Source organism: Microtetraspora glauca (assembly GCF_040656155.1).
GTDB classification, from domain to species: domain Bacteria; phylum Actinomycetota; class Actinomycetes; order Streptosporangiales; family Streptosporangiaceae; genus Microtetraspora; species Microtetraspora glauca.
The window spans coordinates 23,239-37,122 of sequence record NZ_JBFALK010000014.1 but is presented as its reverse complement, the minus strand read 5'-3'; the positions used below and the strand labels follow the sequence as shown (position 1 = coordinate 37,122).

The 13,884-nt window shown below is 67.2% G+C and carries 17 protein-coding genes, 4 tRNA genes and 1 pseudogene; 14 read left to right on the top strand and 8 right to left on the bottom strand.

Annotated features, from left to right (window positions below; all coding sequences use genetic code 11):
* Positions 1-4 precede the first annotated feature (4 nt).
* The 8 genes from AB0I59_RS24475 to AB0I59_RS24440 all read left to right on the top strand — a co-directional run bounded on the left by AB0I59_RS24475 (position 5) and on the right by AB0I59_RS24440 (position 4,564).
* The gene (locus tag AB0I59_RS24475; RefSeq protein ID WP_061254037.1) at positions 5-877 is read left to right on the top strand and encodes an ArsR/SmtB family transcription factor; all 873 of its coding nucleotides are present in this window, start codon (positions 5-7) and stop codon (positions 875-877) included.
* Positions 878-973: 96 nt separating this feature from the next.
* A complete protein-coding gene (locus AB0I59_RS24470) occupies positions 974-1,153 on the top strand; it encodes a hypothetical protein (RefSeq protein ID WP_061254038.1) in 180 nt (59 codons plus the stop codon).
* A gap of 68 nt (positions 1,154-1,221) precedes the next feature.
* Positions 1,222-1,719, top strand: a complete 498-nt coding sequence (locus AB0I59_RS24465) for a MauE/DoxX family redox-associated membrane protein (RefSeq protein ID WP_061254039.1) — start codon at positions 1,222-1,224, stop codon at positions 1,717-1,719.
* A complete protein-coding gene (locus AB0I59_RS24460; protein WP_061254040.1) occupies positions 1,719-2,204 on the top strand; it encodes a hypothetical protein in 486 nt (161 codons plus the stop codon). Before AB0I59_RS24465 ends, AB0I59_RS24460 begins: the two co-directional genes overlap by 1 nt.
* Before the next feature lie 260 nt (positions 2,205-2,464).
* Positions 2,465-2,833, top strand: coding sequence for a VOC family protein (locus tag AB0I59_RS24455; RefSeq protein ID WP_061254041.1), 369 nt, complete (start codon positions 2,465-2,467; stop codon positions 2,831-2,833).
* 297 nt (positions 2,834-3,130) lie between these two features.
* Positions 3,131-3,745, top strand: a complete 615-nt coding sequence (locus tag AB0I59_RS24450; protein WP_358136306.1) for a dihydrofolate reductase family protein — start codon at positions 3,131-3,133, stop codon at positions 3,743-3,745.
* A gap of 40 nt (positions 3,746-3,785) precedes the next feature.
* The gene (locus AB0I59_RS24445; protein WP_358136303.1) at positions 3,786-3,989 is read left to right on the top strand and encodes a tyrosine-type recombinase/integrase; all 204 of its coding nucleotides are present in this window, start codon (positions 3,786-3,788) and stop codon (positions 3,987-3,989) included.
* A 77-nt stretch (positions 3,990-4,066) separates the two neighbouring features.
* Complete coding sequence (locus AB0I59_RS24440; protein ID WP_061254043.1) at positions 4,067-4,564, top strand: hypothetical protein; 498 nt, start codon at positions 4,067-4,069, stop codon at positions 4,562-4,564.
* 101 nt (positions 4,565-4,665) lie between these two features.
* Here the strand turns inward: AB0I59_RS24440 and AB0I59_RS24435 are convergent.
* The 4 genes from AB0I59_RS24435 to AB0I59_RS24420 all read right to left on the bottom strand — a co-directional run bounded on the left by AB0I59_RS24435 (position 4,666) and on the right by AB0I59_RS24420 (position 6,627).
* Positions 4,666-4,739 (bottom strand) — tRNA-Phe (locus tag AB0I59_RS24435).
* A gap of 19 nt (positions 4,740-4,758) precedes the next feature.
* Positions 4,759-4,833: transfer RNA gene (locus AB0I59_RS24430), tRNA-Asp, on the bottom strand.
* A 104-nt stretch (positions 4,834-4,937) separates the two neighbouring features.
* A tRNA-Glu gene (locus AB0I59_RS24425) sits at positions 4,938-5,010 on the bottom strand.
* Entirely contained in the window at positions 5,011-6,627 is a 1,617-nt protein-coding gene (locus AB0I59_RS24420) for a metallophosphoesterase family protein (protein WP_063818668.1), read from the bottom strand.
* Positions 6,628-6,796: 169 nt separating this feature from the next.
* Between AB0I59_RS24420 and AB0I59_RS24415 the strand changes: the two genes are divergently transcribed.
* A complete protein-coding gene (locus AB0I59_RS24415) occupies positions 6,797-7,138 on the top strand; it encodes a metallopeptidase family protein (RefSeq protein ID WP_358136299.1) in 342 nt (113 codons plus the stop codon).
* 88 nt (positions 7,139-7,226) lie between these two features.
* The gene (locus AB0I59_RS24410) at positions 7,227-8,510 is read left to right on the top strand and encodes an MFS transporter (RefSeq protein WP_061254045.1); all 1,284 of its coding nucleotides are present in this window, start codon (positions 7,227-7,229) and stop codon (positions 8,508-8,510) included.
* 1 nt (position 8,511) lies between these two features.
* On the opposite strand, the gene AB0I59_RS24405 is transcribed toward AB0I59_RS24410, so the two are convergent.
* Positions 8,512-8,937 carry a PspC domain-containing protein gene (locus AB0I59_RS24405; protein ID WP_358136296.1) on the bottom strand — a complete coding sequence of 142 codons (426 nt, stop codon included), beginning with the start codon at positions 8,935-8,937 and terminating at the stop codon, positions 8,512-8,514.
* Positions 8,938-9,023: 86 nt separating this feature from the next.
* Between AB0I59_RS24405 and AB0I59_RS24400 the strand changes: the two genes are divergently transcribed.
* Entirely contained in the window at positions 9,024-10,181 is a 1,158-nt protein-coding gene (locus tag AB0I59_RS24400; RefSeq protein WP_061254046.1) for an acyl-CoA dehydrogenase family protein, read from the top strand.
* Positions 10,182-10,250: 69 nt separating this feature from the next.
* A tRNA-Lys gene (locus tag AB0I59_RS24395) sits at positions 10,251-10,325 on the top strand.
* 107 nt (positions 10,326-10,432) lie between these two features.
* Here the strand turns inward: AB0I59_RS24395 and AB0I59_RS24390 are convergent.
* The 3 genes and pseudogenes from AB0I59_RS24390 to AB0I59_RS24380 form a co-directional block, all read right to left on the bottom strand.
* Entirely contained in the window at positions 10,433-11,569 is a 1,137-nt protein-coding gene (locus tag AB0I59_RS24390) for a site-specific integrase (RefSeq protein ID WP_358136292.1), read from the bottom strand.
* Positions 11,566-11,742, bottom strand: coding sequence for an excisionase family DNA-binding protein (locus AB0I59_RS24385; protein WP_082776660.1), 177 nt, complete (start codon positions 11,740-11,742; stop codon positions 11,566-11,568). The genes AB0I59_RS24390 and AB0I59_RS24385 overlap by 4 nt, the downstream gene beginning before the upstream one ends.
* Positions 11,739-12,041 (bottom strand): annotated as a pseudogene (locus tag AB0I59_RS24380) (replication initiator); the annotation flags it as partial. The gene AB0I59_RS24385 and the pseudogene AB0I59_RS24380, both read right to left, overlap by 4 nt.
* Positions 12,042-12,094: 53 nt before the next feature.
* Between AB0I59_RS24380 and AB0I59_RS24375 the strand changes: the two are divergent.
* Both AB0I59_RS24375 and AB0I59_RS24370 read left to right on the top strand, forming a co-directional pair.
* A complete protein-coding gene (locus AB0I59_RS24375) occupies positions 12,095-12,280 on the top strand; it encodes a hypothetical protein (protein WP_358136288.1) in 186 nt (61 codons plus the stop codon).
* Positions 12,281-12,534: 254 nt separating this feature from the next.
* The gene (locus tag AB0I59_RS24370) at positions 12,535-13,776 is read left to right on the top strand and encodes an IS110 family RNA-guided transposase (protein ID WP_061254049.1); all 1,242 of its coding nucleotides are present in this window, start codon (positions 12,535-12,537) and stop codon (positions 13,774-13,776) included.
* Positions 13,777-13,884: the final 108 nt, after the last annotated feature.

The following is a 13,884-nucleotide window of genomic DNA, read 5'->3' as shown; positions in this document are numbered from 1 at the left end:
GGATATGCGTCTGGTCTTTTCTGCCGCAGGACTGGCCGCGACGACCTTCACCATCTCCCCGCTGCACCACACCCTGTTCGCCGCCCTGTGCCTGCATCATCCCGGCTTCGCCGTACCCGGATCGCCGTGGCGGGATCTGGCGCGCAGAACGCCCGCCAGGGCCATGCCGTTCGTGCGACGTGTCCACCACGCGCCGCACAGCGTGTCCGGCTTCCTCTGGGCCGACCTGCCGCTGCCACCCGGGGTGGGCACGCTCAACGACGAGCTCGACGTCCAGCCCGGTCTCGGCGACGTCGCCGACGCGCTACGCGCCTTCTATGCCAGCTGCGTGGCCCCGGAGTGGGACGCGATACGCCGCCGCCTGAGTGCGCACGTGAACCGCTATTCCGAGCTGATCTGCGTGCGGGGTTTCGGCCGCACGCTGCCCAGGCTCACCCCCAGGCTGAGCTGGTACGGCTGCGCCCTGCAGATCGACACCTCGGGCATGTGCCCGTCGCCGGTGGAGCTCGGTGACGGGGGCGTGGCGTTCTCGCCGCTGATGTGCGCCAGCCGCTGCTTTCTCGCACTGGCGCCGCCCCGCGGCGACCGCAGGGCCGTCATCGCCTATCCGGTCAGCGACGAGGGCCCCCAGCGCCCCGCGTCGGTGGACGCCCTGGCCCAGGTCGTCGGGCAGGCTCGCGCCAGGGTCCTGCGCTCGATCGGCGGCGGATTGGCGACCGGCGAGCTGGCCAGGTCGCTGGCGGTGAGCGCCTCCACGGTGTCCGAGCACGTGACGGCGTTGCGGCTGGCGGGGCTCGTGGACACCTACCGCGAGGGCCGGGCGGTGCGGCACGTGCTCACCTCGCTGGGGCACGAGCTCCTCAAATACAGTGCCTGATTTGTCGCATTTCGGTGGTGGTCCGAAAGGATTGCCCCTCCCCTGACCCGGTGGCGATGATCAGGCCGATACAGCCCCTCTCACCCAGGAGGTCGGATGACTCGCACGCTGAAGGCATTGGGCGACCGGATGCTCGGCGCCATACTGCCCGCCGCCACCGCGGACGCCGCGGCGTGCCCCTACGAGTGCTGGTGCCACCGCTGGCTCGACCACAGCGCGTGGACCTGCACGCGGTCGAACTGCACGACCTACGTGTCCTGCTACGAGTGCTGCTGACCCTCCACACCCCGCCCGCGGCCCCTCCGCAGGGGGTCGTGGGCGGACCCCACCTGTGAAGGAGTGCCATGCCGTACATAGAGCTGGGCTGCAGGGCCGTGCTCTGCCTCGTCTTCCTGGCCGCGCTGGCGGGCAAGGCCACGGGCTGGCGCGCCTTCATGTCCTCCGTCCCCGGTCTGGCTCCCGGCCTGCCCGCCGCGCCGGTCGCGGTAGCCGTACTGGCCGGTGAGAGCGCCGCCGTGGCGCTGCTCGTCCTGGGCGAGCGCGCGGGATTCGTGCTGGCCGCCGTGATGCTGGCGGCTTTCGCCACCGCGATTCTGCTGGCCCTGCGCCGCGGCTCCGCCGCCACCTGCCGGTGCTTCGGCGTCACCGCCGCTCCGCTGAGCCGCGCCCAGATCGTGCGCAACCTGCTTCTGATCGCGGTCGCGGTCACCGGCTGGGTGATGCCGGGCGGGAGCGTCGAACTCGCCGGGGTGGCGCTGGCGCTGGTCGCCGCCGCGGTGCTCGCCGCCGTGCTCGTGCTCTTCGACGACCTCGCCGACCTTCTCATGGAGAGGAACCTCTGATGCCGTACGTCATCGCAGCCCTGGTCATCGTGGGCGTCGTGAGCGCGCTCAACCTGGTGCTGACGCTCGCGGTGATCCGCAGGATGCGCCACGCCGGGCAGCATGCCGCTCCCTCGGGGCCACCGCTGCTGCCGTTGGGCTCGACCGTCCCCGACGTGCGCGGGATCAGGCGGCCCGCGGTGATCGGCTTCTTCGACACCGAGTGCCAGGCCTGCCCCGGGCAACTGCCGCCGTTCCTCCAACTCGTCGCCAATGCGGGCTACTCCCCCTCGCAGGTACTCGCCGTCGTGTCCGGCCCCGACGGGGAGAGCTACGCGGACACGCTGCGCGGCAGCGCCACCGTGATCACCGAGCCCACCAACGGGCCGGTCTGCCTGGCCTTCCCCAACTCCGCCTTCCCCGCCTTCTACCTGCTCGACGACTCCGGCCGGATCAGGTCGCGCGCGGTCACCGTGGCCGGGCTTGGCGCCCCCGTCACCGCATGACCCACGATGTGAAGCGCTCCGGCTTCGGTGGAGGCTCGTTCCCTTGAGAGGATCGAGTCATGGCAGCCAAGTCCGCCAGCGGAATGGGTCGAGTGGTTCAACACCACCCGTCTGCATTCCTCCATCGGCAACATTCCGCCGGATGAGTACGAAGCCCTCTACTACGCTCAACACCAGTCCAGCGAACTCGTTGGAATCAACTCCTGAGGTCTCCACCGAAGCGGGGCGGTTCAGTCGGTGCCGTCTGGCAGACTGCCGCCATGCTTGATCACTTGTCGATTCAGTGCGGAGATCTCGTCAAGAGCGCGGCCTTCTACGACGCTGTTCTGGCGCCGCTCGGCGGCCGACGGATCATGGAATTCGGTCCAGTCATCGGATACGGCGTTGACCGCCCCACGTTCTGGATTGGCCAGCAGTCGACCGGCGACGGTTTCCGCGAGTCGCACATCGCGTTCACGGCAACCGACCGCCAGTTCGTCGATGCCTTCTTCGCCGCGGCCATCGGCGCCGGCGCGGAGGTCCTGCATGAGCCGCGAGTCTGGCCGGAGTACCACCCGGACTACTACGGCGCCTTCGTACGCGACCCCGATGGCAACAACGTCGAGGCAGTCTGCCACCAATCCCGCTGAACTCACCGCTTCATCCACGCTCCGGAGCACGCATGCGCGTCCCACCAACATGCCCGCTTCTGTCGCAGAGGGTGCGGGCTGATCGAGATCCTTTGAACGCATCACCTGTCGGGACAGAACGACAGGGCTCGAGGAACCCGGTCGCCCATCTGCATCCGGTCGACGAAACTGTGCCGATGCATCACGCCGACCTCGAAATGCCGACTCTCCATCGGGACGGGTCTGTGGCCGGCGATGAGTCTGGGATGCTGCGCCGGTCTACCTACCGATACCGCCTGACTCGAAGGGATCACCGCGATGGCAAAGGTCATCTCAACGCTGTTCATCTCGGCCGACGGTGTGGCCGAGATCAACCCCGATTGGCACTTCCCCTATTTCGACGAGAACATGGGCCGCGCCGTCGGCGAGGATTATGACACCGCTGATGTGCTGCTCATCGGCAGGGAGACCTACGACAGCTTTGCCGGAGCCTGGCCCGACCGCGAGGCGGCGGGTGGGGACGACGCACCGTTCGCCAAGCAACTCGGGGACGTGCGCAAGGTGGTCGTCTCGCGCCAGCCGCTGGAGTTCTCCTGGCGCAACTCCGAGCTGATCAAAGGCGATCTCCTCGATGCCGTCGCCTCGCTCAAGGCCGATGCCGGCATCAGAGGCATCCTCATCCCCGGCTCGATCTCCGTGGTGCAGCAGTTGCTCGCCGCGGGGCTGGTCGATGAGCTGCGCCTGCTGGTGCACCCGGTGGCGGCGCGTAAGGGCCGCAGGCTGTTCGACGACGGCGAAGCGCCATACCACCTGAGAATGACGGCGACAGAGGCGTTTCCGACGGGCGTGATCCGCGTGATCTACTCGCCGACCGAGGCACCCACCAAGGTCGGCTACGACGAGGTCAAGGACCAGGTGCCCAGCGGGAAGTAGTGGCCTTCTCGGGAGGATCGCCGTAGCGGCGCCACATCCGGTGGTCGGCGATGTGATCGTCCGATGGCGGCATACCTGTGTGACGATCCTGCTCAACCTCGGTGTTCCGCCCCAGGTCGTCCGCGACATCGTTGGCCATGGCGACATCGAGGTGACCATGACCATCTACGCGCATGCGTCTCTCGAGAGAAGCGCAAGGCCCTCGGCAAACTCAGCGACACACTCGGATAGCGACCATCCCTGAACGAGCACCCTGGATAACGCGGGGTGCTCGTTCGTATTTGTGCCTCGGGCGACCGCCTGAGGTGTAAATCTTTGCCCGTGAATCTAGACGGAAGCGACCTCGTCGCCTTGATCGCACTGGTGTCGAACGTGATCATCACCCTCGCCACGCTGCGCCACCAGCGGAACCGAGCATTGCAAGATCGGATATGGGAGCGACGGACGGACGTCTACGACGAATATCTTGGTTGGGCCGTGGACGCCCTCAAGGCGGTCGACGACCATATGCGCGCCGCTGAGGTGATGCCTCATTCCCCCATCGCTGACATCAACTCGGCGGACGGCATTCGGATGCTGAACCGGCTGATGATGTTCAGCTCCAACCCAGTCCGTACGGCCGCTACAGAGCACTACGACACATATCTGATGTGGGGAGAGGCTTACAGCATGTGGGCCAAGGCCCCTCAAGATGAGCAACTGGCCCAACGAGCAACCGACCTGGCGGAGACCACCCATCTTCTCGGCGAGAAGCTCGGCGAAACCATACGGCGCGAGATCCTGACAGGACGCCCCGTCTGGTTGCGGCTCGCAAGCTGAAATCAGCATGTGTCGGACGTTGCCGTCAGCGTTGCCGCCGAGAGAGATCAAAAAGCCCCGGGCCGTAATCGGCTCGGGGCGTTCTTGCTGTTCAGAGAGTGTGGTCAGGGGCAGGGTCGAACTGCCGACCTTCCGCTTTTCAGGCGGACGCTCGTACCAACTGAGCTACCTGACCCTACGGCTTACGCCGTGAGCGGTCCTGACGGGACTTGAACCCGCGACCTCCACCTTGACAGGGTGGCGAGCACTCCAAACTGCTCTACAGGACCTTGTGCAGGAAGTTTTTCGCTTCCGTTTTGTTCGGCTTGCTTAGCTTACCAGTTCTTCGGAGGTCTTCGACCTTCCGTTTCCCCGGTGAGCTTGCGCTCGCCAGTGCCCCCAACGGGATTCGAACCCGTGCCGCCGCCTTGAAAGGGCGGTGTCCTAGGCCGCTAGACGATGGGGGCTCAGGGCTTTCGCCCCGTTCCGTTCCGTCTTCCGTCGGAGACCTCTGAAGCATAGGGGACGTTTGCCCGTGATGCCAAAGCGACCGGCGACGGTGTGCCGCTGATCGTTCCCGTTGGAGACGGGACGTTCGTTGGCTCCGGAAGAATTGTACGGCCAGGCTCCGGCTCGATATGCCGCTGGCACTGGATCCACTGCTCTCCCAGGCCCCCAACAGTGATGTCGTCCCAGGCCTGCAGGCGATGGGTGTCCTTGCTGAAGTACAGAACGGACGCCTCAAGCGGCGTCGGCTCCTCGTGTTCGAGGCCGCGCAGCCCGGCTCCTCCGGTCGATCCCTGGATCATCACCCGGGTCCCGGTGGGCAGCAGTTCGGTCGATCGCTTGTGCACGTGCCCGGCCAGCACCAGGGCCGTGGAACCCGACAGGGCCCGGCCAACGGTGGGATCGTGCACAGCGACGAGATCGACCGGGATCCTCTCCGGCGTCGGCGCGGCCACGGGACTCGGCCGCTCCGGCGGCGCGAGCTGTACGGCATGGGTGCGCCCGAGGTTGACCAGATCGGGGTCACCCCCGGCGGGCTGCAACGACTTGTCGGGGGTGAACCGGGGGTCGCCGATCCCGTAGATCCGCAGCCCCTTGACCGTCTTGGCGGCGCCGTCCAGCACGATCGCGTTCTTCTGCTTGGCGACCGCGCGCTGGGTGACCGCGGAGTCGTGGTTGCCCCGGACGTAGACGTACGGCACGCCGAGCTTGCCGATCTCCTCGACGTACGGGTTCTCCGCCCGGGTCCCGTGGTCGCTGATATCGCCCGTGTCGACGATCAGATCGACCTTGAACTGTTCCTTGAGCGACCGGATGACGTTCCATCCCACAGGGTTGATGTGCAGGTCGGAGACGTGCAGGACGCGGATCGTGCCCGGGTCCGGGTTGTAGATCGGCAACGTCGACCCCGCCTCGTAGAGCTGGGAGACGTTGGTCACCAGCTTGGCGAGTTGGCCGCGGTACTCGTCGAACCGCGTCACGATCGACTCCGCGCTGCCGATGAGCGACGGGACCCCGGTGAGCAGCCCGGTGTAGCGCGGCTCGGAGACGGAGCGCGGGTTGAACGTCAGCACCGACGCCACGCCGACCGCGGCCACGGCGACCAGGGCGCCGACGCTCGTCCAGGCCGCCCGCGAGATCCGGCGGAACACGACCAGGCCCGTCAGGAAGCCCCCGGCCACCGCGAAGAACAGCGCCCGGATCGCCAGTCGCCGCAGCCCGTCGACCAGGTCCCTTTCGATGGTCTCGGGCAGCCGGTCGGCCCACTCCGGGTTGTCCAGGATCTCCTGGGCCACGTCGGGGTGGACCGCCTCGATGCCGAGCGTGAGCCGTACCGGGCCGTGGTGGGAGTCGAACCGCAGGGTCCCGAGCGGGCGGACGTCGATGACGGACTCGCCGCGCCAGGTCGGCTGGAAGGACATCTGAACGTCCGCGGGACCCATGGACGTCTGGATGGAGGCGCCGAGCGCGAGCCCGAGCCACGCTCCGGCCATCGCGACCACGACGACCGCCAGCACTCCGGCCACGCGGCCCCTACTCAGCCGCCGGACGGTCCCCTTCCAATCCGTTGTCTCCATGCCTTTCCTGCTTACCCGAATCCACGGGTGATCGCGATGGCGGATCCGGCGAATCCGGCGTGCGCGGCATCGCCCGCTGTGATGTTCATCTCATCGGCCCGCCGGCCAGCTGGTCCGTCGGCCGTACGGCGGTATCGCGACGGTGATGTCTCGGTGACACGATGGAGACATGATCGACCTCCCCCTGGACAGGTTCGAGGAGCTCGTTTCCGAGGCGCTGGACACGATCCCGCCCGGACTGGCCAAGGTCATGGACAACGTGGTGGTGGTCGTCGTGGACGACCCTCCCGAACCCGGCCTTCTCGGCCTCTACACCGGCATACCGCTGACCGAGCGCGGCGACTGGTACTCCGGTGTCCTCCCGGACCGGATCGAGATCTACCGCAATCCCACCCTGGAGATCTGCCAGACACCCGAGGAGGTCGTCGAGGAGGTGCGCATCACCGTGGTCCACGAGATCGCGCACCATTTCGGCATCGACGACGACAGGCTGCACGAACTCGGCTGGTGATCCATCCGGAGTTGCGAAACGACGGCACCGTGGGCACTGTAGGTGACATACTGAACACGGTTCGTACGGGTGACCTCTGCGGGGTGAAATGGCGGCGACCAGGCCCGTTCGGCCACCTGGAAAGCACCGCCGTCCCGTCGAAGGCCAGGCGACCTACGGCGAGGTCATCGCCATCGGCGAGTTCCGCGCCCTCTGGCTCGGCCAGGGCATGTCCCTGCTCGGCGACCAGCTCGCCCAGGTCGCGCTGGCCATCCTCGTCTACAACCGGACCCAGTCCGCTCTCGCCACCGCCAGCGTCTACGCGCTGACCTACCTGCCGCCGATCGTCGGGGGGCCGCTGCTCGCCGGGCTGGCCGACCGCTATCCGCGTAGGCGCATCATGCTCGCCTGCGACGTACTCAGAGCCGGTCTCGTCGCCGTCACCGCCATACCGGGAATGCCGTTCGGCGCGCTCTGCGGGCTCGTCTTCTGCGTCGTCCTGCTGAGCGCGCCCTTCTCCGCGGCACGCGCGGCGCTGCTGCCCGAAGTGCTCGAAGGCGACCGGTACGTCGTCGGTTCCGCGCTGCAGAACGTCACCAACCAGGCCGTCCAGATGCTGGGGTTCGCCGCCGGAGGCGCCGTCATCGCCGGCCTCGGGCCGTACCGCGCGCTCGCGCTCGACGCGGCCACCTTCCTGGGGTCCGCTCTGGTCATCGTCGCCGGTGTACGGCGGCGCGGCTCTCCCGCGCGCTCCGGAGGCCGTCCCTCGATGTGGACCATGACCAGGGCCGGAGGCCGCCTCGTCTTCGGGGAGCGGCGACTACGCACCCTGGTGCTGTTCGCGTGGCTCTGCGGGTTCTACGTGCTGCCCGAGGGCATCGCCGTGCCGTACGCCATGGAGCTCGATGACGGGACGCTGCCCGTGCCCGCGGTCACCGGCCTGCTCATGGCCGCGATGCCGACCGGGACCGTGATCGGCGCGTTCGTTTTCAGCCGTTTCGTCGCGCCGTCGGCGCGCCTGAGAGCGATGGGGTGGATGGCGATGCTGACGTGCGCGCCGCTCATCGTGTGTGCGATGCGGCCGCCGCTCGTCGGCGTTCTGTTGCTCTGGGTCCTGTCGGGGATCGGCGGCGCGTACCAGCTCGCGGCGAACGCGGCTTTCGTGCAGTGCGTTCCCGCGGACCGGCGGGGCCAGGCGTTCGGAATCGTTCAGTCGGGGCTGCTGGCGGCCCAGGGCGCCGGCATTCTGATCGGGGGCGCCGTCGCCCAGGAACTCGGTCCGGAGCCGGTGGTCGCCCTGGCCGGCGCGGCCGGACTCTCCCTCGCGGCATGGCTGGCCATGGCCTGGACCGAGTCCCGAACGGAGATCATCGCGGAGGTACGGGCTGCGTGAGTCACGCCTGCGGGCCCTGCGGCTCCTGCGGCTTCGGCGCCTGAGCGGGCTGGGCGTACGGGTGCTGCTCGTAGCCGCCATCCTGCCCGTACTGCTGAGCGGGCTGCTGGGTGGGCTGTGACCAGGCGTGCTGGGCGCGGTCCCACCTCGTCTTGGCGTCCTGCCAGGCGTGCCCGTCCTTGTTCTTGTTCACGAGGTCCTGCACGATGGAGGAGTTCTTGTCCTCCTCGGGAATGAGCAGCCAGGCCACCGCGTAGATGCCGACGCCGAGGCCGCCGAAGAACGTGGCGACGGCGAGGGCGATCCGGAGGATGTTGGCGTCGACGCCGATGTACTCCCCGATTCCAGAGCACACACCGGCCACGACCCTGCCGTTCTTGGTCCGCCGGAGCTGCTTGACCGAACTGTTGCTGTGTGTCTCGTTCATGCTTCCAGCGTGCCTCTTTCTCCGAGACATGTGCATCGGGATTCCCCCTGGCCAAACCCCGATAAGGCCCCGATACGCTGGCTGTCATGGATGACCTGCTGAACCTCGACGATCAGCTCGCCCCCGAGCAGCGCATGATCAGGGACGCCGTACAGACCTTCGTCGCCGACCGCGTCCTTCCCGACGTCGCCGAGTGGTTCGAAGAGGCCGTCTTCCCCGCCCGCGAGCTCGCCCCGCAGCTCGGATCGCTCGGCGTGCTCGGCATGCACCTCGACGGGTACGGCTGCGCCGGCCTCGACGCCGTCTCGTACGGTGTGGCCTGCCGCGAACTGGAGGCGGGCGACTCGGGTCTGCGCTCCTTCGTCTCAGTCCAGGGTTCCCTGGCGATGTTCCCGATCTGGAAGTACGGGTCCGAGGAGCAGAAGCAGGAATGGCTGCCGCGCATGGCCGCGGGCGAGGCCATCGGATGCTTCGGGCTGACCGAGCCCGACCAGGGGTCCGACCCCGCCGGGATGCGCACCAACGCCAAGCAGGACCCGTCCGGCGACTGGATCCTCAACGGCGCCAAGATGTGGATCACCAACGGCTCGATCGCCGACGTGGCCGTGGTCTGGGCACAGACGGACGGCGGCATCCGCGGCTTCGTGGTCCCGACCGACACCCCCGGGTTCTCCGCGCCGGAGATCCACCGGAAGCTGTCGCTGCGCGCCTCCGTGACATCCTCGCTGTACTTCGACGACGTACGCCTGCCGGCCTCGGCCGTACTGCCGGGCGTGACCGGGCTGAAGGGCCCGCTGTCGTGCCTGAGCGAGGCCAGGTTCGGCATCCTGTGGGGCGTCGTCGGCGCGGGCCGCGCGTGCCTGGAGGCCGCCGTCGACTACGCCAAGACGCGCGTGCAGTTCGGCAAGCCGATCGGGGCCTTCCAGCTCACCCAGGAGAAGCTGGCGTGGATGGCCGTCGCCCATGAGCAGTCCGGGCTCACCGCCCTGCATCTCGGTCGGCTGAAAGAGGCGGGCACCCTCAGGCCGCAGCAGATCAGCTTCGGCAAGCTGGCGAACGTCCGTGCGGCGCTGGACATCGCCCGCCAGGCCCGCTCCGTACTCGGCGCCAACGGGATCACCCTGGAATACCCCGTGATCCGGCACATGAACAACCTGGAGAGCGTGCTGACTTACGAGGGCACCCAGGAAGTGCATCTGCTGACGCTGGGCAAGGCGCTCACAGGGCTGGATGCCTTCCGCTGACCCGCTATCGTGATCGCGGTAAAGCACGTCGCCGGAGGCGGGGTACGCTCTGTACCCTGCTTCTAGCAAGGGGTGCTAGCTCAATGGCAGAGCAGCGGACTTTTAATCCGTAGGTTCAGGGTTCGAATCCCTGGCGCCCCACCAGGCAAAACACCAGTTACAGATCTTGTTCTGAGGGGTGTTACAGCCACCTTTTACAGCCAAGAGGGCCGGAACCCCCATCGTGAGAGTCCGGCCCTGCTGCTGTGGAGTCACCCGAAGAGTTTCTTGGCGACAGCGTCGACGGCCGCCCGTTCGATGTCCGGCAGCACGTGCGCGTAGGTGTTCATGGTCAGCGCGATCTGACTGTGCCCAAGCGTCTTCATCACCGTGCGCGGCGATGCTCCGCAGGCCAGCAGGTAGGACGTGCAGGCGTGGCGGAGATCATGCAGTCTCAACCAGTCCAGGCCCGCCTCTGTCCGCGCCTTGCGCCACCGCGCTGAGAGGTTCCCCGGTTCGATCGGCGTGCCGATGGTGGAGGCGAAGACGAGCCCTTGATCCTTCCACCTCTCTCCCGACGCGAGCTGTTCGGCCGCCTGGGTGCGCCGGTGCCTGCGGAGGGCTGCGAGGGTCGGTTCCGGGACGGGGACGGTCCGGCGTGACCGGTCGGTCTTGGGATCGACGAGCTGAAGGCTTCCATCCGCCCGCTGGAGCGTCTGCCGTACGGTGAGCTGCCCGTTGCCGAAATCGATGTCATCCCACCGGAGCCCGAGCAGTTCACCACGCCGTAGCCCGAGTGTCAGGGCGCAGATCCAGAAGGCTTCGAGCCGGTCGCCCTTGATCGCGTCGAGCAGCTTCTTGGCCTCTTCCATCGTTAGGACTCTCGCCTCCTCCCGCCGAACCGATGGCGGCTTGACCAGCTTGGCGACGTTGCGGTAAACCAGCTCTTCCCGCTCGGCATCGGCGAGCGCATTCCTGATCAGCCCGTGGATCTGCTTGACGGTGGCCGCTTTGAGGCCGGAATCGGCCTTCGTCTCGACGAGCCGCCGAACATCGGTAGGGGTCAGCTTGTCGAGCTTCTTCGTGCCGAGCGCGGGCTTGATGCGGTCGCTGATGAGTCGCCGATAGCCGCGGAGGGTCAGAGGCCGCGTGCCCTGACGGATCTTCATCTCGATCCACTCATCGAGCCACTCGGCGAAGCTCCGAGGCCGGGCCGCGAGGTTCTGTCCCTTCCGCTGGGCCTCTTTGAGCGCCGCAAGCTTGTCGAGAACCTCCCGCTCCGTCTTGCCGTAGACGGTCTTGCGGTTACGTTTACCGTTCAGCCAGCCGAGATCGATGGCCCCTTGCCACCGGCCGTCGCTGCGCTTGAAGGCGGAACCCTCACCCTGGGAACGTCGGCGCTTGGTCATGCTGCTTCCTCCATTGCCGAAACGAATGCGGTCAGCGCCTCGAAGGGCACGCGGCGAGAACGACCGATCCTGACCGATCGCAGCGCTCCCGAGGCCATGAGTTCATAGACCTTGGTCCGGCCGACACCGAGCGCTTCCGCCGCCTCAGCCGGTGTGACGAGTAGTGGTGTCATGCCGCCCTCCCTTCAGTTGCCGAAAGATCTTGTCCGTCTGCTTGGGCCTGGAGCTGGTTCATGTGGTTGCGCCATCGCTGGCGTTCGTGGACCGAGCGCAGGAGGCGAACGCCGATGGGGTCGAGGCCGGGGTCACCGGGCTTGACCGGCCGCCAGACGTAGCGGTGCGGGTCTGTCGGCTCGTCGGGGAGGCCGAGGGCTTCCAGCACCCAGGTACGCCGGTCGTGCTTGTGCTCGGTCAGGGTCTTGTTCGACCACTTCCGCGAGACCAAGACGCGACGGCCCGCGTAGCCGAGGTGTTCGGGTTTGTGTGCCTTGCCCCGGCACCGGCCGGGGTCCCGGCCAAGACGCCTTGGACGTCGAGCTGAGGACCGAAGCGGACCACGTGCAGGGGTTCGGCGTCGTCGTCCTGGTCGAGGTCGTCGAGCGCTTCATCCCAGGTGGGCAGAAGCGCGCCGGTTGCCGGGTCAAGGCGGCGGCGCAGCGCGCCGCCGCTGTGCGGCCCCGCGCTCGCCCGCCGTCCGGGCATGCGGCCTAATGAGAACTACCGGGTCGGCTTCGAGCTTTGGGCAGACTCGGTAACGGTAGCCGTCGACAGGTGAGCACTCGTGCGGCCGGGACCCTTTAGGGAGTTCTACCCCCAGATCATGCCCCTGTCGGTGGTCGGGAGGATTGATCGCTGATGGGATGTCGTGCCAGGCAGTCGGCCTTGAGCACTAGATCATTAGGTTGTGGAAATGCCTCCCGCGAGCTGCTGAACCAGGTTGCCGTCACTGGCTAGGAGGAACTGAGGTGCTGTTCGTCGGGGACGACTGGGCTGAGGAGCACCATGATGTCGAGCTGCAAGACGAGACGGGACGACGGCTAGGCAAAGCGCGGCTGGAGGAAGGCGTCGCCGGGATCGCGAAACTGCATGAGTTGATCGGCCGGCATTTGACCGAGGGCATCGAGGCGGATCAGGTGGTGATCGGCATTGAGACCGATCGAGGTCCGTGGGTGCAGGCATTGATCGCGGCGGGCTACCAGGTGTATGCGGTGAATCCGTTGTCGGTGGCACGGTACCGCGAGCGGCACAGCGTCTCGGGGGCCAAGAGCGATGCCGCGGACGCGCGCACACTGGCCGACATGGTGCGAACCGATCGGCATCAACATCGGGTAATCGCCGGTGACACGCCTCAGGGTGAGGCGATCAAGGTGGTGGCCCGGGCGCATAAGACGCTGGTCTGGGAGCGTACCCGTCACGTGCAGCGGCTACGCCATGCGTTACGCGAGTACTTCCCCGCGGCTCTGGCCGCTTTTGATGACCTGACCAGGGCAGACACTCTGGACTTGCTGGCAATGGCGCCAGATCCGGCTTCCGCGGCCAAACTGACTCTTGAGCAGATCAGCGCGGTACTCAGGCGAGCCCGGCGCCGTAACGTCGCCGACAAGGCGTCAGCGATCCAGGTGGCTTTGCGGGCTCATCATCTGGGCCAGCCTGAGGTCGTCAGTGCCGCATACGCCGCCTCGGTGCGCGCCCAAGCAGCGATCCTGACTACCTTGAATGAGCAGATCAAGGTCATGGAAGGTCAGGTCGAGGCACATTTTGGCCGGCACCCGGACGCTGAGATCTACCTCAGCCAACCCGGCCTGGCACACATACTCGGTGCCCGGGTGCTGGGTGAGTTCGGCGACGACCCCAACCGCTACGACAACGCCAAATCCCGCAGGAACTATGCAGGTACCAGCCCGATCACCAGGGCCTCCGGCAGGAAGAAAGTCGTGCTGGCACGATTCGTGCACAACGACCGGCTCATCGACGCCCTGGGCGCTCAGGCATTCGCCGCTTTGAGCGCCTCACCCGGCGCCCGGGCCTACTACGACGAGCTGCGAGCACGCGAGGTGGCTCATCACGCGGCTCTCCACCAACTCGCCAACCGGCTGGTGGGAATCCTCCACGGGTGCCTGAAAACACGCACCAAATATGACGAAGCAACCGCTTGGGCACATCGCGCAGGGGGCGAATCGAAGAAGACATCCGAGATCGCAGCTTGACGCGTAAGCGCATGGGATGTCTGGGGGCCGGTCCCGGACGGCAGCGGCTCGGGCCGCCCGCCGTTACACCACCGGGCACCAAAGCGTTCTGCCGCACAGGGCGCCGCA

Bases quoted from the DNA above. Each gene is read 5' to 3' on its own strand.
- AB0I59_RS24415 (WP_358136299.1), top strand. From the start codon at position 6,797: ATGATCGACCTCCCCCTGGACAGGTTCGAGGAGCTCGTTTCCGAGGCG.
- AB0I59_RS24410 (WP_061254045.1), top strand. From the start codon at position 7,227: ATGGCGGCGACCAGGCCCGTTCGGCCACCTGGAAAGCACCGCCGTCCC.
- AB0I59_RS24455 (WP_061254041.1), top strand. From the start codon at position 2,465: ATGCTTGATCACTTGTCGATTCAGTGCGGAGATCTCGTCAAGAGCGCG.
- AB0I59_RS24465 (WP_061254039.1), top strand. From the start codon at position 1,222: ATGCCGTACATAGAGCTGGGCTGCAGGGCCGTGCTCTGCCTCGTCTTC.
- AB0I59_RS24420 (WP_063818668.1), bottom strand. From the start codon at position 6,627: ATGGAGACAACGGATTGGAAGGGGACCGTCCGGCGGCTGAGTAGGGGC.
- AB0I59_RS24475 (WP_061254037.1), top strand. From the start codon at position 5: ATGCGTCTGGTCTTTTCTGCCGCAGGACTGGCCGCGACGACCTTCACC.
- AB0I59_RS24400 (WP_061254046.1), top strand. From the start codon at position 9,024: ATGGATGACCTGCTGAACCTCGACGATCAGCTCGCCCCCGAGCAGCGC.
- AB0I59_RS24405 (WP_358136296.1), bottom strand. From the start codon at position 8,937: ATGAACGAGACACACAGCAACAGTTCGGTCAAGCAGCTCCGGCGGACC.
- AB0I59_RS24390 (WP_358136292.1), bottom strand. From the start codon at position 11,569: ATGACCAAGCGCCGACGTTCCCAGGGTGAGGGTTCCGCCTTCAAGCGC.
- AB0I59_RS24470 (WP_061254038.1), top strand. From the start codon at position 974: ATGACTCGCACGCTGAAGGCATTGGGCGACCGGATGCTCGGCGCCATA.
- AB0I59_RS24450 (WP_358136306.1), top strand. From the start codon at position 3,131: ATGGCAAAGGTCATCTCAACGCTGTTCATCTCGGCCGACGGTGTGGCC.
- AB0I59_RS24385 (WP_082776660.1), bottom strand. From the start codon at position 11,742: ATGACACCACTACTCGTCACACCGGCTGAGGCGGCGGAAGCGCTCGGT.
- AB0I59_RS24460 (WP_061254040.1), top strand. From the start codon at position 1,719: ATGCCGTACGTCATCGCAGCCCTGGTCATCGTGGGCGTCGTGAGCGCG.